Below are 21533 nucleotides of genomic sequence, written 5' to 3'. Positions count from 1 at the left end.
CATTCTGCAACATTATTCATGCAATTTTTCGTTTTTGACTACAAAAAAAAGCAACCATTCAGATTGCTTTATAAATACTTTCAAAGGCGCCTTTGACCTCACTGATCGGACACGCCATGTTAAAGCGCATGAACCCACTGCCTTCTGGTCCAAACCAAGTGCCAGCGTCCATTGCCACTTTCGCCTTGCGATACATTACCTGCTCAAGCTCTGAGTCGCTTAAGCCCAGTTGGCGACAATCCAGCCAAATCAAATAGGTCGCTTCATGCTCACGAATTTTGATCTGAGGTAAATTTTTCGCCAAGTAATCTTTAATCCAGGCTAAATTGCCAGCTAAATATTCGCGTAATTCATCAAGCCATTCTTCGCCTTCATCGTAAGCTGCCGTTGTCGCAACCAAAGCAAAAGGATTGCTTGACCCTAAACCGACATTATTAAGCGCCCGCTGAAAATCATGGCGACGCTCTGGATTTTCAATAATCACGTTTGAGAACTGTAAGCCTGCCAAATTAAAAGTCTTGCTTGGCGCGGTACAAGTCATCAGATTTTGGGCGTACTTAGCATCGAGAGTTGCTGCAACGTGGTGAGTAGTCCCGGGCATAATTAGATCATGATGAATTTCGTCAGCAATCACAAAAACGTGATTGTCATAACAAATCTGCAACATTTTTAATAGCTCATCTTTTGTCCAAATCCGACCAATCGGATTATGCGGCGAACACAGGATAAACAGCTTCGTGTTAGGATCGCTACATTTGGCACTGAAATCATCGAAGTCGATTTCATAACGATCGTCTTTTAACACAAGCGAATTTGAAATCAACTTGCGCCCATTATCCACAACAGCCTCACTAAATGGATAGTAAACGGGCCGCTGAATCAAGACTTGATCGCCTGGGTGAGTAAAAGTCTGAACTGCCAGCCGGATCGCTGTCACAACGCCTGGCGTATGCAAAAGCGATTCGGGCGAAATTTCCCAATCAAAACGCCGTTTTGCCCAGTTAATATAAGCTGCATCCGGCTTATTACTAGAACTATAACCAAAAATTCCGTGCGCAGCTTGCTTATTAATCGCTTCCCGCACTGCTGGCGGGCACAAGAAATCCATATCTGCCACCCAGCAAGGATACTTAATTTCTGGTTCATTAAACTTTTCTTGCAGCGTCTCGGGCGCCCATTTCACTGAATTGGTGTTGTGTCGATCTATTATTTGATCAAAATCAAATTTATTTGTCATCCGAAAGTCCTCCTGTGTTCTATTATCTTACTTCTTGTTAGAATCCGCTACCATTTATTTAATCGTATAACTAACTTCATCCTCAATCCCGGATACTTCTGACATTTTCGCTAGTAATGCCAAAATTTTGTTGGCAGAATAACTTGTCTCCACCATTTCTCCATTACTCAACTCTTTTGGCTTCCTAAAATTAGAAAACATATTGTGAAAAGTAGGATAGTTTTTAATCATCTTAAAAATCTCACTATCATTATCCCAAACATAATTTAAAAAGACGACAATACACATTGCCCATGAAGAAACCGCAAAATCTTTCGATTGAATTGTTATTCTAATTGGCTTTTTACCTGTAACATCAACTTCTTCACTGATCGAATATTCTTGGTTAGAATCATTTTCTTGTTTATCTGGTGTTAACTCTAACTTAGGAAAAATATTAATTAAAGAATCCGCCAGCTCAGATGCTCGAGAGATGATTGTTTCTTTATTCCAAGTATCACAAGTTTCTGAAATTTTTCTCGTCAAATAGATATTAGAATCATGATAGAACGATTTCTTCTCATTGAAATCTTTATTTCCCATTTCTTGATTATATTTAGTTAAAGTCAAATTCCCTATTGTGTTCCCCAACTGTTTATTTACGGCTTCCGCATTAGGGACTTGAATCCGCCAGTCAGTAGATAACTTTTGGGGCATGATATGTTCCACTTGAGCATCATCAAAATCAACAGTTTCTTTTGTATAATTTTCTTCAAGCACAACCAAAGTCAGTTTTGCCCAATCACGCCGTTTATTGTAAATTGGAAAATTAATCAAACTTTCTTTAAATATCTTATCATTTGGAAAGTCATTGTTAGACAAACGGGCCTTTAATAATTCATACTCAGAATCTGATTTACCCGTTAGCGAAATAAACAAGCTGTTTAAACCATTGCTAGGAATGCCACAAACCATTCTGCGATAAAGCATGCTTTGAATCACAAGACCTATTTCTTCAATTTCTTCCCACGTTAATAGTCCTTTAGCGTTCAAATCCAATAGTTTTAAAAAATAGGGATATACCACCTTCTTATCCAAAATATTGATATTTCTTACTATTTTGTCAAACTTTTTAGACATTTTATTAGCATCCAACAGATGACGATAATAATTTGACGTAGTTAAAAGATCTCTCAATGCTTCTTCAGGGGTCAAATTTTGATCGTCATAAAAGTTTTTGTAAGAATCATATATTTTTTCTTTGTTAACAAATCTCCCCGTCCGCATAATTAAATAGTGACGAATAAATTCTGTTAGGACGTTTCCCACAAACTGGGCTTGAATCTTCGACCAATATTCATTATAAAGTCTGGTTTGATCATTAGAACCCAACCGCATTAAGATAAAATTTCTAATCAAATCAGGTGATGACAAAGAAACTCCCGTTGAATTAAGGCTTTCGAAAATAACTTGTGGATTTTCACTTTTATCAAGCGAGATATAAACGATATTAAGATAATTTATAGCTTGAAATAATTCATCTATATTTAATTCTGAATTCGTAACCAAACTTTTAAAAATATTGTAATTTTCAATTATTTTTGATGGAACTTCATACTGATCAGCTTGATTATTGATTACTTTTTGAAAAGCTTCTTGATCTTTATCAACCGGCTGCAGTTTAATATGGTTGTTTAATTCAATATATTTATTGAACAAAAAACTATTTTCTATCTCTTCTTTATTGTTTTCATTTAAATTGGCAAGTACTCTAAGCAGTAACATACAACTAGTTAATCGCTGCTGTCCATCAATAATTGTTTCAAGATGGCTAAGATTTGGTCCCTCTTCTGGGACGTAAACAACGGCACCTAAGAAATGCTTTTTATTTTGCTTGAAAGCATTTTCTAAATCTTTAAAAAGTTGAACACACTGCCCTTCTCCCCATTCATAATTTCGTTGATACACAGGGATTCTGAAGATGGTCTTGTTTTGTGCTAAAAAATCAACTAACTCCATGCTATCTGCTTTCAAATTTAAACTCCTTATCAGTATTTAAATCGTTTTCAATTAATATATACTTATTTTAAAAAAAATTCAAAAGCCAGCTAATCTCCCTCGTATCGCACAAAAATCCAGCCCTTGTGTGCTCGCAAGCTACCAATTGGTTTTAAATTTCCTGTTTAACAAACTCGGGAAAAGAAGCCATGATTTCTGTCACTGCAATATCCACAAGTTCATAATCATTATCGCTACGGAATCTTTAGAATGATCGTAAGCAATCGCTCAAAGGGGCTGTAACAATCGTCAATTTTAATTTCCTTTCATCTATCTTCAATTCTGATTCCCCAATTCTCTATAGATTCATTGATCTGTTGATGTCCTCAATGCTCATGCCAAAAACACCTATTGTATTGTTGTTCAAGATCAGACCATAGTCGTCATTAATTTTTCTTAACCAAACATAAAAATTAATAAAGTTTTTTTCATTTCTTTTCGTTACATCCATAAAACCTGAATCTGCATGCGAAAGTTCGAGAGAGTTTACAATAAAACGAAAAATATCTTTATTTTCAATTAAATCCTCAGTTTCCACGTTCATCAAATCAGTGATGATTCGAATTTCTTCGGAGATATTCATTATTGTAGGAAGAGATATAATTTCATTCTTTATAGTTTCTAAATTTTTCATTCAATTCTATCCCGGTAAAAATCATGTTATCTTCCTCAGTTACTGAGATAACATATGAAAGCAATTCATCTAAAATATAAACATTCATGTAGGGTAAATTTTCCAGGATCTCTAGTACTTCGCCCCAATTGTTTAAAACCAGACAGCTCTTGCTTTCTTCTGCAAACAGATAAAATTTTCCCTTTTGCGGATTATTCTTTAGCACCTGCAGACAATAAGAGTTTTTATAATAAACATTTGTTGGTTCTTTAAAGTTCAAAAATATTCTCTCATCAGATTTATTTAAAGAAAAATCTACAAATTTATCAATCATTTTTTGCCTGATTTCATCAGATGCAATTACTTGAACATTCTTTAATCCAGCGTCCTGAATTGCTTCTAACAAATACAATTCATCATATTTATCGTATCGTTTCATTATTTCAAAAATCCCCCAATGAATCACCATGTACCTTGCAGGTTGAAATTCGCCGCTAGCACTAAAGATTAAAAATTCATGTTGATTGCTACTTGGCAAAATTATAAACTAATCCTGGTTCTTTATACGAATTATTCCCTGCATCTAAACCTGAAATCAGACTTATTATTTTACATTTAACGTCTTCATCAAGTTGATAAAATGATTTAGATTCAATAACCTTTGATTCAATCTTGCTTGAACAAAAGGGGCAGGAATATTCATGTCTATAATTTAGATACTCTGGCTCCAGCCCATCAAACAAAGTTTTCTTGGTCTTGCGTAGATTTACTGATTTTATCATATATTTTTTCCTCCATCATTTAATCTGCGGGCGATAAAGAGTAAAATTAGATCCATAAATACATTCTAGGACAAAAATTATGATTACACTGATCTCACCTGCAAAAAAATTAGATTTTAAATCACCATTATTAACTCAAAAGTTCACCCAGCCTCAATACCTTCCCGATGCGAAAGTCCTCATTAAATATTGCCAAAAACTAACTCCCGCCGATTTACAAAGTTTAATGTCAATCAGTCCAAAACTCGCTGAACTGAATTACGAACGATTCCAAAATTGGCAAAATGACTCGACTATAGACAACTCTCGCCAGGCAATTCAAGCTTTTAAAGGAGACGTCTATGAAGGACTGCAAGTGGAGGACTTCTCAGACTCTGATTTAAAATTTGCGCAAACTCATTTACGAATATTATCTGGCTTGTACGGCATCTTAAGACCACTTGACTTAATCCAGCCATATCGATTGGAAATGGGGATCAAATTACCGAATGGGAAAAACAGTAATTTATATCAATTTTGGGGCGACCGACTGACCCAAAACCTCAACGATGAAGGGCAGTCAACCGTAATCAATCTTGCTTCAAACGAATATTTTAAAGCCATTCAGCCTCAAGAGCTAAAAGCAAACCTGATTCAGCCGATTTTTTTGGACGAGAAAAACGGCGAATATAAAATCATCAGTTTTTATGCAAAAAAAGCCCGCGGACTAATGAGCAGATTTATCATCAAAAATCAGCTCCAACAAGTCGAAGACTTAAAGGACTTTGACCTCGCTGGATATCATTTTGATAAAAACCGCTCAACTGAATCCGTCTGGGCTTTTGTGCGACCAGAATCCCAAACAGGTAAACAAAGAGGTGAAAAATGACAACAACTAATGAATGGTTACAAAAAATGGCCGATCTCTATGGAGTCAGCCTTTCTGATTTGCTAAAGAAGTACTCAATCGAACAACTTGAAGATGAATATGATGCAAAAGTTGGCGAAGCTGCTTACAAGCACTATCAAGAAGCAGGAGAACCTCTAAAAACAATAGAACAAGTAATGGAAGAATTATTAAAGCCTAATAATGCTCAATAAAATTCCCAAAATCAACATTGCAGCTAAAATCATAATGCTCCAACTAAATTCTGGATAGCCGCTTTTCGAAATATTAGGAAGTCGAAAATGCTTCTTTCCAACAGCTACATCAATGTTGGATACTTTTGGATTCATTGTTTGCGGGTGCAGTAATTTATTCAGAAATCGGAAGAAAATGAAAACTACGCATACCATGACAATACCTAAAACCGAGGCACTCACCAAAATGCGTGAGATCTTCGTCGCATGAACGACTGCGTCCATCGCTGATTTAAATCCGCCGAATAAAGCGAAAATCAAAGCAGAGAACAATCCCAAAATCCCGATAAAACTCAGATAGATATTTGTTAATTTTGCCTCAAACTCTGTTGCTTGATTTTGAATTTCATTAAGTTTCTTTTCCTGTTCGTTAATCTGTTTATTCAAATCTATCCTTTTCACCTGCATGGCAGTAAGATCAAGATTGTCTAAAAGTTCCTTGAGACCAGTCATCTCCTTCTCAGACACGTCAGAATTATCAATTGCTTTTCTTAACGCATTGATGAAACCAGAAGTATCTCCATTTTCATGTGCTTCATTGATGTTAAGAACGAAAGAGCGAATTGGAGCAAGCTCAAGCGGCTCATCATTATTGCGATCTTTAAAGTAATCACGCAAATCTTGAAATGCATCGCTTGCCGCAATATTTTCCGGCATTAACTCGTGCGACAAACGCTGAAGAATCTTAATTAGCGGCTGATTCTCAACCGTTTTTTTGTTGATTTTATTATTGGAATCGCTAGTCTCATTAAGATCGCTGATCCCGTCTTTTAAATTATCCATGCTCAATGATGTCCTCCAATCCATATTCGTAAGTATTGATGTGATTTAAAATTTCATGTCGGTGTTCCTGCCAAAGCGGTTGCGTCTGGGTTGCACGCACCAATTTAAAGACATCCATTTTCAAAAAATTGATGATGACCGAATCAAATATTTTATACTCATCATCATAACTTCCTTCATTGAAAATCTCCAAACTACCATATGAATTATATAAATAGTAGATATCTGGCACGACTGGTCCGTATGGCCACGTCTCGAACTTATCGTTGTAGAGTTCATGAATGAATGGATCGCTTCTAAAATCTTCATGATTTACAAGATAGCTTCTCACGACAAAATACATCACTTTTTGTAACTGTAAATTCGTTACCCCAAGCTCATTTTCATTAGCTACCGCCAAAATGTGCTTAGCTAACTCGTGCATCCCCATGCTTATGCCCCCTTTTCTCCCTACATAATAACACTTTTTCAAGGATCAGTTCATCAAAAAAAAGCGCACCATTTTTTCATGATCCGCTTTCAAACTATTTCAAAAAAATTTCTTTTATTTACATTATAGACATCTGATCGTTTACCTACATAAACAGCTGTTATTACAAGTTGATCATCGTTAATTACCGTTATCAAGCGGTAAGACCCAACTCTAAATCGCACATAACCCGATAAATTTCCTACTAACTTTTTCCCTGGCGTGCTGGGAAAATCAACTTTATTTATAAACTTCGCAATCGTCTTTTGAACATCAGGAGATAATTTTTTAAAAGATTTTCGAAAATATGCAGTAGTTCTAACCGAATATCTACTCATTTTCTAAATTTAATTCTTTAAGCGTTTCATCCCAACTTAAAGTTCTCTTATTATCATCCAGCCATGCTTTAAAAGCTAAATCAGATTTCTCAATATCAAGCCAATCTTCTAATTTTTCCTGCACAGCTGCCTGAATGAATTCAGACTTACTAATTGAATGAGATTCCGTATAAACATTTAACAGATCATTGATTCGATCGTCGAATCTAACCGAAGTTGCCTGGGTCATAATGTATACCTCCAAAGTGCCTCATCATATCACTTGAGCTTTTGTAGTGCTTCTTTCATTAATTCATAATCTACACACCGTCTGCGTCAACCAGCGTCCATGTGATCGTTGAAGCATATTTCCCAGCTTCTGGGATATTCTTGCCGATCGGCTCGAACATTAGATGCCATGATTGTTCCCAGATATCTTCGTACGCTTGGGCTGGTGTAACTTTTGAATTTAATAATATAGAATTCGAATTTAGTTGTTTTACACCATCAGAATCTTTGTAATAGAGCGGATTGCCAGCGATACTTGCGCCACTTGCTGAGGTCATTGGAGTCACAGACGCGCTAACTTGCCAAGTTTTCTGCCGTGGCATATTACGACTGTCGATAACCTTGAAAGTTTGCTTACTGCTGTTGATCTTCTCTCCACGATATTTTTTATCTTTGTACACTCCAAAATCAATTGACCCTGGAACTTCAAAAGTCACCTTACCGGTTTGATCCCACACATACGTTCTAACATCAGTACGAGTTAGTGATTCTGCAATAATTTCTTTTGCCAATTTTTTAGGACCTTTAGGATCATGCACTGTCCCGCCGTTATTAACATCTACTTCCACCCAGTTAGGATCAGTACAGTAATAATTCTCATTAGGTTCATTGACATCAACGATTGGTGTTCTAGCCACTGGATCCCCCAAACCAAATTGACCACTTGTAATCTGCGAATTGGGACCCAAGGTTAAGCGCCATAGAGCGGAGGTACCTTGAATCATATATAACACACTGGCTTGACGCATGTCGAAGTTGCTTAAATCCAACTCCGTTAGACTAGAACAACCTCGAAACATATAAGACATGTTGTCCACTTTATCCGTTATAAAGTGAGATAAATCTATTGTTTTTATACTTTTACAGTACTCAAACATTCCAGCCATACCAATTAGTTCACTGGTAGTCCATGAACTCACAAAGTCGAGATTGGTCGCTTTATCACATCCACTAAACAAACTAGTCATATTGGTCACTTTACTTGCTGTAAAATTACTTCCAAACTTTACTTCTTTAAGTAGATTACTGCCTTTGTTTTGAGCAAACATGTTTGACATGTCAGTTAAAGAACTACTATCAAAGTTCGTTAAATCAAGGGTTGAAATTTTATTACAGCCCCTAAACATAAAAGCCATGTCGGTTACGTTTCTAGTATCAAAATTACTAAGATCCAAATCCATTAGCGACCCGCACTGATCAAACATTTCACGCATAGTTTGTGCAGATGAAGTAACGAAATTGCTGACGTCGATACTTGAAAGCTGTTGGCAATTTGAAAACATTTTGTTAAAATAAACAACATTTCTGACGTCAAAGCTCGTCACATCAATATCAGTGATAGTTAGACAATCTTGAAACATTCCATCCATTCTTGTCACTTTGGCGGTATTGAAGTTTGACAAATCAAGGTTAGATAAACTGCCACATGAATAAAACATTCCATCCATTCTTGTCACTTCTGAGGTATTGAAGTTTGACAAATCAAGGTTAGATAAACTGCTACACGCATAAAACATACCAGCCATATTGGTTACATTTGCGGTATTGAAGTTCGACACTTTTAGTTCCGGTAAATTCCCACATCCCGCAAACATATTATTCATATTCGTAACGATGCTCGTATCAAATAATCCGTTAACATTTAGACTAGTTAAGTTACTGCAATTTTGAAACATGCTTGCCATTGTGGTTACTTTACTCGTATCGAAATTACTTATGTCAAGTTCTCTAAGTGCACCACATCCATAAAACATCGAGATCATATTTGTAACTTCAGAGGTTCGAAACATCGAAAGATCTAGTGCCAGTAAATTATTGCCCCGATAGAACATATAACTCATATCTGTAACTTTTCTAGTATCAAAATTAAGAAGATTTAAATTTGTAAGAGCTTGGCAATTATTAAACATCGATGCCATTGTTGTAGCTTCGCTTGTGTGCCAATTACTCAAATCAAGCTGCTGTAAGTTGTAGCAATTGTTAAACGTTTCTTGAAAGTTTTGAACGTTACTGACGTTCCAATCCTTGATATTAAGTGATTTAACGCCGCACTCAGTAAACATATTTTTCATATTTGTTACAGAACCCGTGTCAAAATTGGAACCGAAATTTATCTGTTCTGATGAACATCCATAAAACATTTTTGACATGTTGGTCGCCTTGCTTGGCTTAAACATCGACAAATCAAGATTTATGATCGAGCTATTTTGAAACATGCCTGACATTTCTTCAACATTTTCGACATTAAAGTTTCCTAGATCTAAATTCTGTAGACTGTTGATCCATTGGAACATGTTGGTCATATCCTTAACTGCGCTGGTATTAAACTGTCCCCTCAGATTGAGACTAGTTAAACTCCCGCAACCCGCAAACATCCCATTCATAACAGTCACAGAACTTGTATCACAATTACTCAAATCAAGGCTAGTTAAACTCCCGCAATTGGTAAACATACAAGTCATATCAACAACATTACTTGTATTAAAGTTGCTCAAATTAAGACTGGTCAGGCTCCTGCATTTATTGAACATATAAGACATATCGGTTACGGCACTGGTGTTTAAACTTTCAAGTCCAACAATAGTTTGAAGATAACCGAACCCATTGAACAAACCTCTTAGCGAACCTTTAGCCGTAACTCCTGGCTCTATGACCACTTTCGTCGGTTTTATATTATAGTCGTAATGCCAAGGCCAAATATTGGTTACAGTCACATCAACAGCCGCATTCAGTTCGTGCGGGTGAATTGTGAGCACTCTTGAAGTGCCATCATACTCCCACCATTCAGTCTGGCTTTCAACTCCCCGCGTAAGCTTCGGTTCTTCGGCAACGTTATTTGAAACCTCCTTTGAGGAATCGGATTTATCGCTATTATCTAACGCTCCCTTGAAATCGCTTGCGTCCGCTGGCTGTGCAACGTGTTCAGGGAAATCTGCCGCTTTGTCGTCCTCTTTAAAACTCATGGCAAATGATAACGCCCAAATTCCACTCAGTATTGTCAAGAGATATCCTAACTTTTTTAACAATTGCTTCCTCCTGGAATACCCTAGGGGTAAGTAGTTTGATCATTATAACAAAAATAGGTCCTGTAATATTTTTGAATTTGAAAAAAAAATCCGACATAATTTGAAATTTATGTCGGATAAAATGATTCCTTAGTTCGTATCATTCATGCCAATTTCAACAGAAAAGTCAAAACCTAATAATCCTGCCTTTTCAACTCGTTGCTTAAATTTATCTGGCACAAAGACTCGACTAATATCTTCTTCAATAGAGAATAAATAATCATCAGTAATATTTTTTGCAATAAGCACCGGTTTATCAATCATTAAACCTTTTGGAAATTCACGATAAACTGACTTTTGTTTATCAAAACAACCTGATAAATGTTTAGTGGGATAATAACCAAAAAACTGTTTTCGCTTACACTTTGTGATAACCGGCAATATCTGGCCTCGCGGTTTTAAAATATCATTAAGTGCGACCAATGCAAATTCACTGATGATAAAAAATGGATTCAAAGCACCACTAAAATCAAATTGATAGTTCTTTTTGCCAAAATCATTTTTCCTTAACTCAAGTGTAATAGCACGGTATTCACGACCAAATGGCTTCCATGGATCCTTAACAGCCCTTCCCATAATGCTTTCTTCACCATCTGGGTAGTCTTGAATAAATGAACAAGTGTTTTTCGATGTTGATCTTAATAGATATATCAATAAGCCTCGCTTTCTGACATCATTCCGTCGATAAACTCCGCAAGAGAATTTGATATAAAACGAATCGTTGATTCAGGTGTCCCGTCGTAATCGTCCATATAACCTATATAGATCTTATGATCCAATGTATTGATGCAATAAGGGTATCCGCCGTAATCAACTGCAAAAGGAATATAAGAGATTGGAATAAGTTTCTTATCCATCGCAAACATTTGATACATTTCTTCTAATAACGTATCGAATTCAAATCTCTTATACTTCATCGGCAAAAAAGTTTGAACACTGACCTCAACATCATTGTCTTCGTCGATGTAAAAATCTTTTTCGCCATCAACTTTTCCGCCATTGTAATGTAGATATAAATCAACTAAATCTTTCGGAAAATTGATACCGATTCCTTGGATATCTAATAAAGTTAGCTTTTTCCCGGAATCTACAAATTTTTGCATCACAAAATCTCCCATTTTAAAGTTTTATCAAAATCTATATTTTTATAAAAATGGTTAGCCGCCTGGATAGCCATTTCTTTATCAACACAATACTTCATTTCAAAATCACCTAACTGACCACCTGTCACAATTTGAACATACCCTTTTTTGTTGATGTTATTTTTATTAATTAAGTTATAAATTTGCCCATTAATTCCACCAACAACCGAATATTTTCCTTCGTTTCCTCCTCCAATGACCATATAAATTTCTTCGTCATGGGTCAGCGCAACGGAAGTTTTATTTTTACCATTGAGATCATTAATACAACGCAAAAGGGTATCGGGATTTGTTAAATCGAAACTTTCTTCATTGCTGTAGACGCCGTGCCAATTATCAATTGAAATTATCATCTGTTTCTCTGGCATAAAAGAGCTGAATTCAGTACATCAGATAACAAGTTCTCATACGTTTCGTACCACAAATCCATATCCATGTTTAAAATAAAATACGAATCGTTTGTGTCGTTATGACATATTATGCAGTGCATCGTATTCATTACGACCCATGGAACAAAGTCCAAAAAATCGGTAATCTCATCTTCATTTAAAGAGTTCTTGATGTCTTTTATCAGCTCCTCGAAAAGAGTCGCATTGAAGGTCTTATTCTCAAACAGCTCGTAACAAAACGTCCCTTCAATAAGGTCATTTCGATTATTTAAAATTTTCTGAACTAATTTATTCATCTTTTTTCCACGATAATTCATTGCCTTGAGATTTACCCCAATCGATTTCATGCTCTCGATAACCGTCATCTTGCCAGTCGGCAAAAAGTTCATGAATGTTTGATGCCCTTTTTTTATCCTGCGTTTGCATGAAAACCTCCTTGGCTCTATATAATAAAAACATCGGCAACTTTTTTGGGACCTTCATAAATTTCAAAAGTCTTGTGTTGAGATAATTTCTCAGACGGCGCATTATCCATTAGAAAATTGACAGTTCCAAAGCTAATAATTTTTCCGCCAGTGCATGTAGATTTTCCCAACTGCAAAACCACACTCCAAGGGGTAGAGCTTTCAGTCTCATCTGGGAATTTTGATACGGGATAGTATTTACAATTCTCCGGAACTTTATTTCTGTCTCTGCGAACCCACTCTACTCTAACGTCCTTCATTTTGTTCCCTTTTTATTTTGCAATAAACTGTGTGAGTGCTCCGCACTGTAAATATCGACCATTCGTGCCATTAAATTTAGCCGCGGCATCAGGAAAGGCATAAAAACGACTTTCCGGTTTCTCTGAAACTTTACCTGTTGCTGTGTCAACGAAATAAACTTTTAGGGCATTTTTTCTAACCAGTTTCCAGACTGCTTTGACCAATTTGTCTGTTTCTGGTTCATACTCTAAGTTATAACTTGCCCCTAATGACCCATTTCCCAAGCAATTATTATCCCCATATTCCCCTACGCGTGAACGTAAAAACTGTATCACTCCATCCCCCACTTGTGATCCCAAATAACCTTGCCCACTTAAGTGTGGTATTATACATGTGTTTTTATACTCTTCTATTGACAGAATATGTGTATCAATAATGATAATATCAGAAAATTTGTTATTCCAGCACTCTGCCATTGAATCGTATACTGGCGGGTTAGGGGTATGCCAAACAAAGTTCTCGATAAACTTTATTTGCGGAAACTGCTCTTTTAATAACCTTGAAAATGTGTTTTCATCGGTTTTTGTTAAAAAGACTTCTAAACTTAATACTTTACTTGTCATAATACAAACCTTTAATTTATTTCAAAATACCATTCCAAAAAGTCATTGAAATCTTTCCATTGAGGTTGCAGTTGTCCATTTTGAAAATCGATCAGCTTTTGCCCCAACTCAAGTTCTAAAACTTCGCTGGTCTTACGATTGTAAAATAAGCCTGCCTAACCCTCAAAGCTATCTAAGGGAATATATTCCTGCGGGAGTTTCAGTGCAGACTGCATCCATTCTATTTGCTCAAAGTATGTTGAATTTATGGCAAACCAACATACATTGTAAATATCATATAACTGCCTTGAGAAAGTCGCTGAATTTGTATTGAGATTAAAATCTGCAAATGCTGTTGAAGCATCGATATTCAACTCTTCAATTACCTTTTGATAACTTGTATCATCGGTTTCATCATACAAATCTGCTTCAATCAAGTAGTTTTTCACTTTTTCTGTTAACATAAGTCTCCTTTGCAACTGTAAAAATTAATATTAAGCTTCTCTTCTCTGCACAGATCAACAAACTTCTGCGAGACAACCAGCTGCTCACAAAATACCTTATCTCTCGTTATAAAAAAATCATCATCAGTTTTATAAATCGGTTCATCGATCACACGGCTGCCATCGAGAAGGGTTCTAAAAGTAGTCCTTTCTTCATCAATGATAGGAAGGTATTTTTCAATTTTACCAAAGAAAAAAAATTCATCATCAATAATACATTCATAAAAGCTGATTTCTGTCGGAATTTTGGTTTCAAAAACACTTTTAGCACGACAAGAAAAAATCGGAATTCCAATATTAGCAGACAGATAGTCGGAATTGTTGAACAACGAACTTGTTGCGTGCCCTCTGGGTTTTGAATAATCAAGAAACCTTCCATTTCCGTCATTCCAAATAAAGAAATTGGATATCTCGACTTTGAATCCTGAAAATCAACCTGCACTCCATTGAAATTGCTAATATTATATAGTTTATTCATCATCTCACATCCCGACCAAAAAGTTTGCTCACTGCCTCTTGATTGTACTTATCTTCCCCACGCCAATACTGCGCATATACCCAATACCTTTGCGAGCGCATTAAGTTCTAAAAATCAACTATTTTTTACTCAAATTAATCTAAATAAATAGAAAAAATCCCATCTATCACTCAATATATAGTATAATTTTACTCGTAAAGAGGAGGACTTCATGGACAAAAAAAGAATTCAAATTCAAGTGGATAAAGATTTGGCTGAAGACACAGAACAAGTTTTAAAAGAATTAGGGTTAACTCCAACAACTGCAATTACAATCTTATATAAGCAAATTGTTGCCAAAGGTGCATTACCTTTTGAAATAGCACTAACAGATGCCCAAAAAGCGACCCTTAACTTTTTAAAATTAACTGAAGATACGCCCGTTACCGTTTTTAACAATGCTGACGAAGTGGCAAAATGGCTCAATGACCCAAATGAAGACTAACGAAATTGTCACTATATATGTTGCCTTTGTTGAAATTAATGGTGGTAAAAAAAGGCCCGTTTTGATCAGAGAAATAAATGATGTTTATTTCACTGCCTTTAAAATTACCAGCAAATATTTAAACAAATCAAACAAAATTAAAAGTCAATATTATCCAATTAAAAATTGGCAAACTGCTGGTCTTAAGCAAAAGTCATGGGTAGACATCGGACATCTTTTTCAATTTCCAAAAACTGGACTAACCTTCAAAAGAATTGGGAAACTATCTGATTTTGATCAAATTGGAATTGACCTTTTTACAAAGAAATTCAAAGAAAACGAATAAATATTTGTCAAATTATCTCTGGCAATTCGTATAGTTTTCTTACGAAGGCGTAATCAATTTTGCATGCTGTTGCAGTTGCTTTAGGTTATTTTTTAACTCCAACACTTCCTTGAACTCGTTGGCTTCAAAAGGTAATTTTCTGATTAGTAAACGCGCATTCGAAGTTAAAAGTCTTAAAAATTCTCGATGTTCAATCACGCTATTAGAAACTATCTCTTTTTTGTTGTGCCGCTCGCTTATAAAGTCAATGCTACACTTGCCATCGATTAGGTGAGCCTCAAAATAATAAGGACCGTCCATAAATCGAAAAACCGAGCGACTATCACTGCTAATGCTTAATGCCTCTTTCAGCCACCAGCCTAATACAATTACGGAAAAATCATCCCACTTTTCCTCTGGAAAGAATGTTTCACCGATTTGAAAATAAATATCAGAATATATCTGGGTTGAAATCTTACTATGGGACACCCGAACAGAGTCAGGATTGATTACTAGATCAAGCATTTAAATCATCCATCAACTAGATTTCCTTTCTCTTTATTGCCTGAAGAGTCTCTTCTCTAATTTCATTTATCTTTGTCATTCTAATAGATTATCTCATTTTCTACAAAAAATAACCGCCTCTAACAAGTCCTGTTTCGTTGCGTTTGGGTGATGATCCCGCTTGTTATCAATGATGCATTCTCCAGCAACACCTTATATTTATCCTCTTCCTCAGCCATTTCATCGTCTTCATCTCGATTTTCTGCCAGATAAAAAACAGCTGATCCAATGGATGGTAAATCATATTTTAAATCGTGATCAACATAAAGCCCAGAGGGAAAAGAATCCAGTTCTTCTCTTGGAACCTTCAATAATTCGTCAAAGCCATTCACTTTCTTCATTAATTTCTCCTGATTAAAAATAGTTAATTCATTATATCTTAATCAATTTTAAATTAGCAACTTTCCCTGCCAAAGAATCCTATCTATTTCATTTTTTTATTTATTTGTTACAATGAGAGTAAAGAGAGGAGGCTTTATTCCAAATGAAAACAGAAGATAAAATTGAGATTTTACGTAATCTCGTTTCTTGTAAGACCGTCGGCGGTAACGAAATTGAAGCTGCGCAATACTTAAAGTCGGTTTTTGATCAACACGATATCCACAGTGAGGTTCGACCAGTTGAGGGAAATCGAGCAAATTTAGTTGCTGAAATCGGTCACGGCAAGCCCGTCTTGGTAGTTTCAGGTCACTTAGACGTTGTTGCGGTTAATGAAAGCGAATGGGAAAGTGATCCGTTTACTTTAACTGAAAAAGACGGACAGCTTTATGGGCGCGGCGTTACCGATATGAAGAGCGGCATGGCAGCTTTTGTTATTGCAATGATTGAGTTAAAGGAGTCCAACCAGCCAATTAATGGAACCGTGCGCTTGCTTGCCACCGCAGATGAAGAAATTACTGAGCTGGGTGCAGAAGCCTTGTATCAAGACGGTGCGATGAAAGACGCTGATGCACTTCTTTTGGGCGAACCAACCGGCTACTTCATTATGCACACCCATACCGGAGCGATGGATCTAGACATCACGGCCCTTGGTCAAGCGGCTCATAGTTCGCGTCCTCAAGCAGGAATCAATGCGGTCGAGAATTTAATCGACTTCTTAGACTTGCTTAGAAAAAATATCTTGCGAGCAACTGGACATACAATTAGTCCAATTTTGCTAAAGCCGACTTTATTCAACCTCGATAAGTTTCACGGTGGTGAACAAGTCAACACGATTCCAAGTACTGCTAAAGCAGAAGTTAACATTCGGACGATCGCCGAGTATCCGAATAATAAAATTGTCAAAATCATCAACGATACGACTGACGCTTTTAATAAATTCGCTAAAGGCAAAATCAATTGCGAAATTGCAACCAACCTGATCCCAATCGCTGGCAAGCCTGATTCTAAATTGGTTTCGCTGTTACAAAAAATTTCCCAGCCATATTTCAAGAGCATGAATGATACGCCGGAAAAAATTAAGCAAAATAAAGCTTTTGCTGACGGTTTCGGAGTACCTTATTCTCCTGACAAGGTTATTGCTGGTGGTGCGATGGGCGGAACGGATGCTTCCCAATTACTAGCTGATCAGCCAGTTGGTGCCAATTACGCCGTCTTTGGTCCCGGCAATGAAACTCCCCATCAATCTAATGAACATCTCTCCAAACAAATGTTTCTAGATTTTATTGAAATTTATAAGCAATTATTCCAAGAATACTTCGCTTAGGCACCAAAAAAAGAATGATCGCATCTGACCATTCTTTTTTTTAACTAAAACACCATATTTATTACTTGCATCAAGATTGGTAAAACCGCTAATCCTGGCGTCCCAGCTTGAATTACCAATGTGCTTTGTTCTACGCTTGGTAAATTTGCTCCCATTTTGGCACCGATCACAGCGAATTAAATTCAAATCTGACCAAATAAGTCTTTGTAACCCAACTAGAGGTGCTGACCGTGTCTCCCACCAATTAAATTCATTTAATATATACGAAGGCTTATATTGTACTTAATTAATTCTTTGATTAAAATATTCATATAATGATTCTCCTTTGATTAATAACTCAATGACATTATTTTTATCATATACATCTACATTATGCCTTTCTATGTAGTTAATAAATTGTGGTAAAATTTTTGCTCCTGAATAATCTAATTCCAGTCTATAGTTCTTATCTTTTGTCCTAAGTTTCAAATAAAAATTGTCAAAACCAATATCGAATGGAGATATTCTTGCTTTCGGTTTGTATATGATTTCAACATTAGTAATATCAGAGTATTTTATTTTTTCTTCTTCGGGGTAAAAAAGAAGTTGACTAATCTTGCGAAAATCATTCTTAGAATACTTTTTTATACTTAAGTCATTTATATTTATGATCCAATAATCATCAAATAATTCTGGCAAAACTAAAATTAACCCAATTGTAAGCACAATTAAAAAAATATAAAAAGGTTGATAACCGAATCCAGTTAAAAAAAGCGATGATAGAGTCCAAATAAATAGATATAAAATACCTTTTTTGAAACTAAATTTATTTCCAACTATATAAGGCTTTTTAAAAAAAGGACTACCGCTAACAAGATTATCTAATGATATTCCATATATATCTGATAGGAGCAATAAATTATCTATGCTGGGGACAGATTGCCCATTCTCCCATTTAGATACTGCTTGTATTGATACAAAAACTTTTTTTGCAATTTGTTCTTGACTGTAGCCATTTTTCTTTCTCAAAATTTTGAGAATCTCTTTTAAAATCATAATTAAATTCCGCCTTTTCACTTTTTCTTATTACTTTACCGGAATTGTTTAATATTTTTCAATCAACTTGCGGTTGATTACTGGGAAAAACCTCAAATTCTACAATAATTTTTCTGACTTAAAAGTGAATGGGTGTTAATCAATCAGGAATGTTGCTTTAAAAAAGTTGTGAAATCAAGATTAATTTAATTTGACCAACAGAACCCTCACCGATTTTTCACCATGCGCCTCGCGCGGCACCAAAAAAAGAATGATCGCATCTGACCATTCTTTTTTTTAACTAAAACACCATATTTATTACTTGCATCAAGATTGGAACAACGATCACGAACAAAACTGTACTTGTCGTTACCACGTTGGTGGCGTATCTGACATCACCATGCGATTGACCGACTAAGATTGGTAAAACCGCCAATCCTGGCGTCCCAGCTTGAATTACCAATGTGCTTTGTTCTACACTTGGTAAATTCGCTCCCATTTTGGCTCCGATCAAGATAAACATGATCATTATCGCTGGCACGAAGACGAACCTTCCAAGTAATGCCCAAATCGTATCCCGATCAAAGCGAATCGAACTCAATCCCGCGTCAGCTAAGATGATTCCGATGTAAATCAGTGACATTGGTGTTACGATTCCTCCAACCATGTTCAAAGTATTTGTAATCCAGCCGGGAACTGGAATCGCAAGCAATAAGAACACTAGAGAAACTAGAAATCCAACTAAAGGAGCTGGCAATAATTTCTTCCAGTTAAACTCCTTCTTGGTTCCTTTTGCGACCGTTGGATCATCTGCTGAGATGAAGAATACCCCGATTGCCCAAGTTGAAATTGTATTTACCACGTAGTAAACCAAGAAATAAGGGAGACTCTTTTGACCAAAAAGTGCGATATTTAAAGGCAGACCAATAAAAATTGTATTAGCGTTGGCAAACATGTTGATAAAAGTCCCACGACGACCTTTTCTGATTTTCAATACTTTAGCCAAAATCCACGCTAGTAAATAACTGGCAGCAAAACTAGCAAACGCATAAACCAGCCCGCCCGTTAAGCCAGCAAGTTTATCACGGCTTAAGTATTTAAGGACTGAAGCAAAAATTGAGGCTGGCAAAGCGATATTCATAATTATAAAAGAGATGTTTCCCTTAAATTCATCGCCGACCTTGCCAGAAACCTTCAGCCAATATCCAAGAGCTATGACAATGATAATTTCAGCCACACTCTGAAGTGACGTTATAAAAGCTTCCATTTAAATTCCCTCCCAAACTCTAATTAATATTTTGGTTGCCATCTGATCGCAGTTACCGCATCATGACCATTTTTGTAATCATTTTGACTTAAGCCTTCTTTAATTGCCTGGTTGCAGACATTTTCGGCAACGGTTTGAGAGAAAACATCCAATTTAGAAACTGGTGGCAAGACAGCGGCGCCAGATTTTGAAGGATCAACAATTCCACCCAGTGAATGAGCTGCGACACTAATCATCGTTTCGCTTAAAATTTTCGAATTGGCAGCAATTGCTCCAAGACCGAGTCCTGGGTAAACTAGAGCATTATTAGCTTGCCCGATCTCATAAGTGACTCCTTCAAACTCGACGGGATCAGCAGGAATTCCTGTTGCAACAAGTGCCTTACCCTTTGACCACTTAATCAAATCCTCAGCCTTAGCTTCTGCCAACTTGGTTGGGTTTGAAAGTGGGAAAATAATTGGATGCTCGGTGTGTGAAGCCATTTCAGTAACAATTTCTTCGGTGAAAGTTCCTGGTTGAGTTGAAGTGCCGACCATAATAGTTGGGTGAATTGCCTTAACTACTGCTTCAAGATTTGTTAATTCATCAGCGTTTGAGAATTCACTGCGTTTTCTGGTAAAAGGCTTCTGTTCTGGCGTTAAATCAGGGGTATCTTCAAAAAGCAACCCTTGACGATCAACTAAATAGAAGTGATCCTTAGCTTCTTCTTCAGAAAGACCTGAATTAACCATTTCTGTATAGATCTGCTTAGCAATTCCTGTGCCGGCAGTTCCCGCACCGAAGCAAAGATATTTTTGATCAGATAATTTTTCGCCACTGATATTAAGAGCGCCCAGGATCCCAGCTAAAACAATAATTCCTGTCCCTTGGATATCATCGTTAAAGGTCAAAATTTTGTCTTTGTATTGATCCAAAATACTAGCTGCGTTATCTCGGCCAAAGTCTTCAAAGTGCAAATACAACTCTGGGAATATCTCTTCAGCAGCAGATACAAAACGATCAACAAACTGATGATATTGCTCGCCTTTGATTCGTTTGTGGTGCAATCCTAAATAAAGTGGATCGTCTAATAATTTTTGATTATTAGTTCCAACATCTAAGACCACTGGCAACACTTCTGCTGGATCAATTCCTGCAGCTGCTGTGTACACCATCAATTTGCCAACTGCGATATCGACACCTTGCGTGCCCCAGTCACCAATTCCAAGAATCGCTTCACCATCGGTGACCACAATTAACTTAATCTTTCTTCCTTCAGATCCATTTTTCAAAGATTGTTCAATTTTGTCTGGCTCATCAATGGAAAGGTAAGTTGCATTTTGTGGATTTACAAATAAGTGGCTATAGTTTTCGATTGATTCAGCAATTGTCGGATCATAAACTATCGGCATAAATTCCATGACATGCTGACTAAACATTTTGAAAAATAAAACTCGATTAGTATTAAAAATCGTCATCAGGAAAATTCTTTTCTCAAGATTTGATGATTTAGTTTGATACTGTTGATACGTGACTTCTGCTTGCTGTTCTAAAGTTTGAACGGTTGGAGGCAGCATCCCTTCAATCCCAAGTTTCGCGCGCTGGTCTTTCGTAAACGCAGTCCCCTGGTTTATAAAAGGATTATTTAATATTTCTTGAACATTTGATGTCATTTCAGTTCCTCCTTG

The 21533-nt window shown here is 36.4% G+C and carries 28 protein-coding genes and 1 pseudogene; 5 read left to right on the top strand and 24 right to left on the bottom strand.

From position 1 onward, the window contains the following. Positions 1-58: 58 nt before the first annotated feature. The 5 genes from R8495_RS00740 to R8495_RS00720 all read right to left on the bottom strand — a co-directional run bounded on the left by R8495_RS00740 (position 59) and on the right by R8495_RS00720 (position 4669). Positions 59-1237 (bottom strand): MalY/PatB family protein, encoded by a 1179-nt coding sequence (locus R8495_RS00740; RefSeq protein ID WP_317635658.1) that lies wholly within the window; start codon positions 1235-1237, stop codon positions 59-61. A gap of 54 nt (positions 1238-1291) precedes the next feature. Further along, positions 1292-3250 carry a DUF262 domain-containing protein gene (locus tag R8495_RS00735; protein ID WP_317635657.1) on the bottom strand — a complete coding sequence of 653 codons (1959 nt, stop codon included), beginning with the start codon at positions 3248-3250 and terminating at the stop codon, positions 1292-1294. 322 nt (positions 3251-3572) lie between these two features. Next, complete coding sequence (locus tag R8495_RS00730; protein ID WP_317635656.1) at positions 3573-3908, bottom strand: hypothetical protein; 336 nt, start codon at positions 3906-3908, stop codon at positions 3573-3575. Then, complete coding sequence (locus R8495_RS00725; protein WP_317635655.1) at positions 3880-4326, bottom strand: hypothetical protein; 447 nt, start codon at positions 4324-4326, stop codon at positions 3880-3882. Before R8495_RS00725 ends, R8495_RS00730 begins: the two co-directional genes overlap by 29 nt. A gap of 88 nt (positions 4327-4414) precedes the next feature. Then, positions 4415-4669 carry a hypothetical protein gene (locus R8495_RS00720; protein ID WP_317635654.1) on the bottom strand — a complete coding sequence of 85 codons (255 nt, stop codon included), beginning with the start codon at positions 4667-4669 and terminating at the stop codon, positions 4415-4417. A 79-nt stretch (positions 4670-4748) separates the two neighbouring features. Here R8495_RS00720 and yaaA point away from each other — a divergent pair, with 79 nt between their 5' ends. Both yaaA and relB (R8495_RS00710) read left to right on the top strand, forming a co-directional pair. Then, positions 4749-5537 (top strand): peroxide stress protein YaaA, encoded by a 789-nt coding sequence (yaaA, locus tag R8495_RS00715; RefSeq protein ID WP_317635653.1) that lies wholly within the window; start codon positions 4749-4751, stop codon positions 5535-5537. Continuing rightward, entirely contained in the window at positions 5534-5749 is a 216-nt protein-coding gene (gene relB, locus R8495_RS00710) for a type II toxin-antitoxin system RelB family antitoxin (RefSeq protein WP_317635652.1), read from the top strand. Before yaaA ends, relB (R8495_RS00710) begins: the two co-directional genes overlap by 4 nt. On the opposite strand, the gene R8495_RS00705 is transcribed toward relB (R8495_RS00710), so the two are convergent. The 14 genes and pseudogenes from R8495_RS00705 to R8495_RS00640 form a co-directional block, all read right to left on the bottom strand. Further along, positions 5726-6571, bottom strand: a complete 846-nt coding sequence (locus tag R8495_RS00705; protein WP_317635651.1) for a hypothetical protein — start codon at positions 6569-6571, stop codon at positions 5726-5728. The genes relB (R8495_RS00710) and R8495_RS00705 overlap by 24 nt on opposite strands. Next, positions 6564-7001: a Panacea domain-containing protein gene (locus R8495_RS00700; protein ID WP_317635650.1), complete on the bottom strand. Its 438-nt coding sequence runs from the start codon at positions 6999-7001 to the stop codon at positions 6564-6566. Before R8495_RS00700 ends, R8495_RS00705 begins: the two co-directional genes overlap by 8 nt. A gap of 89 nt (positions 7002-7090) precedes the next feature. Next, positions 7091-7378, bottom strand: coding sequence for a type II toxin-antitoxin system RelE family toxin (locus tag R8495_RS00695; protein WP_317635649.1), 288 nt, complete (start codon positions 7376-7378; stop codon positions 7091-7093). Next, positions 7371-7607: a type II toxin-antitoxin system RelB family antitoxin gene (gene relB, locus R8495_RS00690; protein WP_317635648.1), complete on the bottom strand. Its 237-nt coding sequence runs from the start codon at positions 7605-7607 to the stop codon at positions 7371-7373. Before relB (R8495_RS00690) ends, R8495_RS00695 begins: the two co-directional genes overlap by 8 nt. Before the next feature lie 70 nt (positions 7608-7677). After that, the gene (locus R8495_RS00685; RefSeq protein ID WP_317635647.1) at positions 7678-10671 is read right to left on the bottom strand and encodes a BspA family leucine-rich repeat surface protein; all 2994 of its coding nucleotides are present in this window, start codon (positions 10669-10671) and stop codon (positions 7678-7680) included. 129 nt (positions 10672-10800) lie between these two features. Continuing rightward, a complete protein-coding gene (locus tag R8495_RS00680; protein ID WP_317635646.1) occupies positions 10801-11364 on the bottom strand; it encodes a hypothetical protein in 564 nt (187 codons plus the stop codon). Beyond that, a complete protein-coding gene (locus R8495_RS00675; RefSeq protein ID WP_317635645.1) occupies positions 11361-11813 on the bottom strand; it encodes an SMI1/KNR4 family protein in 453 nt (150 codons plus the stop codon). The genes R8495_RS00680 and R8495_RS00675 overlap by 4 nt, the downstream gene beginning before the upstream one ends. Next, complete coding sequence (locus R8495_RS00670; protein WP_317635644.1) at positions 11813-12205, bottom strand: hypothetical protein; 393 nt, start codon at positions 12203-12205, stop codon at positions 11813-11815. Before R8495_RS00670 ends, R8495_RS00675 begins: the two co-directional genes overlap by 1 nt. Further along, positions 12202-12537, bottom strand: coding sequence for a hypothetical protein (locus R8495_RS00665; RefSeq protein ID WP_317635643.1), 336 nt, complete (start codon positions 12535-12537; stop codon positions 12202-12204). Before R8495_RS00665 ends, R8495_RS00670 begins: the two co-directional genes overlap by 4 nt. Beyond that, positions 12530-12652, bottom strand: a pseudogene (locus R8495_RS00660) (AbrB/MazE/SpoVT family DNA-binding domain-containing protein); the annotation flags it as partial. The gene R8495_RS00665 and the pseudogene R8495_RS00660, both read right to left, overlap by 8 nt. Positions 12653-12683: 31 nt before the next feature. Beyond that, positions 12684-12836 carry a hypothetical protein gene (locus R8495_RS00655; protein WP_317635642.1) on the bottom strand — a complete coding sequence of 51 codons (153 nt, stop codon included), beginning with the start codon at positions 12834-12836 and terminating at the stop codon, positions 12684-12686. Between the two features lie 141 nt (positions 12837-12977). After that, positions 12978-13568, bottom strand: a complete 591-nt coding sequence (locus tag R8495_RS00650; protein ID WP_317635641.1) for a hypothetical protein — start codon at positions 13566-13568, stop codon at positions 12978-12980. Between the two features lie 155 nt (positions 13569-13723). Beyond that, on the bottom strand, positions 13724-14011 hold the full coding sequence (locus R8495_RS00645; RefSeq protein WP_317635640.1) for a hypothetical protein: 288 nt from the start codon (positions 14009-14011) through the stop codon (positions 13724-13726). Beyond that, positions 14005-14379, bottom strand: coding sequence for a hypothetical protein (locus R8495_RS00640; protein WP_317635639.1), 375 nt, complete (start codon positions 14377-14379; stop codon positions 14005-14007). Before R8495_RS00640 ends, R8495_RS00645 begins: the two co-directional genes overlap by 7 nt. A gap of 360 nt (positions 14380-14739) precedes the next feature. Here R8495_RS00640 and R8495_RS00635 point away from each other — a divergent pair, with 360 nt between their 5' ends. Then, entirely contained in the window at positions 14740-15012 is a 273-nt protein-coding gene (locus tag R8495_RS00635) for a type II toxin-antitoxin system RelB/DinJ family antitoxin (protein WP_317635638.1), read from the top strand. Further along, a complete protein-coding gene (locus R8495_RS00630) occupies positions 14993-15337 on the top strand; it encodes a hypothetical protein (RefSeq protein ID WP_425613249.1) in 345 nt (114 codons plus the stop codon). Before R8495_RS00635 ends, R8495_RS00630 begins: the two co-directional genes overlap by 20 nt. A gap of 39 nt (positions 15338-15376) precedes the next feature. Here R8495_RS00630 and R8495_RS00625 read toward each other — a convergent pair whose 3' ends face one another. Together R8495_RS00625 and R8495_RS00620 are read right to left on the bottom strand one after the other, a co-directional pair. Further along, the gene (locus tag R8495_RS00625; protein ID WP_317635637.1) at positions 15377-15841 is read right to left on the bottom strand and encodes a hypothetical protein; all 465 of its coding nucleotides are present in this window, start codon (positions 15839-15841) and stop codon (positions 15377-15379) included. A 119-nt stretch (positions 15842-15960) separates the two neighbouring features. After that, positions 15961-16221 (bottom strand): hypothetical protein, encoded by a 261-nt coding sequence (locus R8495_RS00620; RefSeq protein WP_317635636.1) that lies wholly within the window; start codon positions 16219-16221, stop codon positions 15961-15963. 143 nt (positions 16222-16364) lie between these two features. Here R8495_RS00620 and R8495_RS00615 point away from each other — a divergent pair, with 143 nt between their 5' ends. After that, positions 16365-17585: an ArgE/DapE family deacylase gene (locus R8495_RS00615; protein ID WP_317635635.1), complete on the top strand. Its 1221-nt coding sequence runs from the start codon at positions 16365-16367 to the stop codon at positions 17583-17585. A 282-nt stretch (positions 17586-17867) separates the two neighbouring features. Here R8495_RS00615 and R8495_RS00610 read toward each other — a convergent pair whose 3' ends face one another. From R8495_RS00610 to R8495_RS00600, 3 genes are all read right to left on the bottom strand, one after another. Further along, entirely contained in the window at positions 17868-18620 is a 753-nt protein-coding gene (locus tag R8495_RS00610) for a helix-turn-helix domain-containing protein (protein ID WP_317635634.1), read from the bottom strand. A 280-nt stretch (positions 18621-18900) separates the two neighbouring features. Next, positions 18901-19866 (bottom strand): AEC family transporter, encoded by a 966-nt coding sequence (locus R8495_RS00605; RefSeq protein ID WP_317635633.1) that lies wholly within the window; start codon positions 19864-19866, stop codon positions 18901-18903. Positions 19867-19889: 23 nt separating this feature from the next. Next, on the bottom strand, positions 19890-21518 hold the full coding sequence (locus R8495_RS00600; RefSeq protein ID WP_317635632.1) for a malolactic enzyme: 1629 nt from the start codon (positions 21516-21518) through the stop codon (positions 19890-19892). Between the last annotated feature and the right edge of the window lie 15 nt (positions 21519-21533).

This window comes from Xylocopilactobacillus apicola (assembly GCF_033095985.1).
GTDB classification, from domain to species: domain Bacteria; phylum Bacillota; class Bacilli; order Lactobacillales; family Lactobacillaceae; genus Xylocopilactobacillus; species Xylocopilactobacillus apicola.
The sequence above is the reverse complement of the archived record's forward strand: the minus strand, read 5'-3'. Positions and strand labels throughout refer to the sequence as shown.

Excerpts from the sequence above, each read along its gene's own strand:
- R8495_RS00635 (WP_317635638.1), top strand. The coding sequence starts at position 14,740 with ATGGACAAAAAAAGAATTCAAATTCAAGTGGATAAAGATTTGGCTGAA.
- R8495_RS00615 (WP_317635635.1), top strand. The coding sequence starts at position 16,365 with ATGAAAACAGAAGATAAAATTGAGATTTTACGTAATCTCGTTTCTTGT.
- R8495_RS00600 (WP_317635632.1), bottom strand. The coding sequence starts at position 21,518 with ATGACATCAAATGTTCAAGAAATATTAAATAATCCTTTTATAAACCAG.
- R8495_RS00620 (WP_317635636.1), bottom strand. The coding sequence starts at position 16,221 with ATGAAGAAAGTGAATGGCTTTGACGAATTATTGAAGGTTCCAAGAGAA.
- R8495_RS00720 (WP_317635654.1), bottom strand. The coding sequence starts at position 4,669 with ATGATAAAATCAGTAAATCTACGCAAGACCAAGAAAACTTTGTTTGAT.
- R8495_RS00625 (WP_317635637.1), bottom strand. The coding sequence starts at position 15,841 with ATGCTTGATCTAGTAATCAATCCTGACTCTGTTCGGGTGTCCCATAGT.
- R8495_RS00675 (WP_317635645.1), bottom strand. The coding sequence starts at position 11,813 with ATGCAAAAATTTGTAGATTCCGGGAAAAAGCTAACTTTATTAGATATC.
- R8495_RS00730 (WP_317635656.1), bottom strand. The coding sequence starts at position 3,908 with ATGAAAAATTTAGAAACTATAAAGAATGAAATTATATCTCTTCCTACA.
- R8495_RS00610 (WP_317635634.1), bottom strand. The coding sequence starts at position 18,620 with ATGATTTTAAAAGAGATTCTCAAAATTTTGAGAAAGAAAAATGGCTAC.
- R8495_RS00725 (WP_317635655.1), bottom strand. The coding sequence starts at position 4,326 with ATGAAACGATACGATAAATATGATGAATTGTATTTGTTAGAAGCAATT.
- R8495_RS00605 (WP_317635633.1), bottom strand. The coding sequence starts at position 19,866 with ATGGAAGCTTTTATAACGTCACTTCAGAGTGTGGCTGAAATTATCATT.
- R8495_RS00700 (WP_317635650.1), bottom strand. The coding sequence starts at position 7,001 with ATGGGGATGCACGAGTTAGCTAAGCACATTTTGGCGGTAGCTAATGAA.
- yaaA (WP_317635653.1), top strand. The coding sequence starts at position 4,749 with ATGATTACACTGATCTCACCTGCAAAAAAATTAGATTTTAAATCACCA.
- R8495_RS00705 (WP_317635651.1), bottom strand. The coding sequence starts at position 6,571 with ATGGATAATTTAAAAGACGGGATCAGCGATCTTAATGAGACTAGCGAT.
- R8495_RS00650 (WP_317635641.1), bottom strand. The coding sequence starts at position 13,568 with ATGACAAGTAAAGTATTAAGTTTAGAAGTCTTTTTAACAAAAACCGAT.
- relB (WP_317635652.1), top strand. The coding sequence starts at position 5,534 with ATGACAACAACTAATGAATGGTTACAAAAAATGGCCGATCTCTATGGA.
- R8495_RS00630 (WP_425613249.1), top strand. The coding sequence starts at position 14,993 with ATGACCCAAATGAAGACTAACGAAATTGTCACTATATATGTTGCCTTT.
- R8495_RS00740 (WP_317635658.1), bottom strand. The coding sequence starts at position 1,237 with ATGACAAATAAATTTGATTTTGATCAAATAATAGATCGACACAACACC.
- R8495_RS00695 (WP_317635649.1), bottom strand. The coding sequence starts at position 7,378 with ATGAGTAGATATTCGGTTAGAACTACTGCATATTTTCGAAAATCTTTT.
- R8495_RS00665 (WP_317635643.1), bottom strand. The coding sequence starts at position 12,537 with ATGAATAAATTAGTTCAGAAAATTTTAAATAATCGAAATGACCTTATT.
- relB (WP_317635648.1), bottom strand. The coding sequence starts at position 7,607 with ATGACCCAGGCAACTTCGGTTAGATTCGACGATCGAATCAATGATCTG.
- R8495_RS00670 (WP_317635644.1), bottom strand. The coding sequence starts at position 12,205 with ATGATAATTTCAATTGATAATTGGCACGGCGTCTACAGCAATGAAGAA.
- R8495_RS00645 (WP_317635640.1), bottom strand. The coding sequence starts at position 14,011 with ATGTTAACAGAAAAAGTGAAAAACTACTTGATTGAAGCAGATTTGTAT.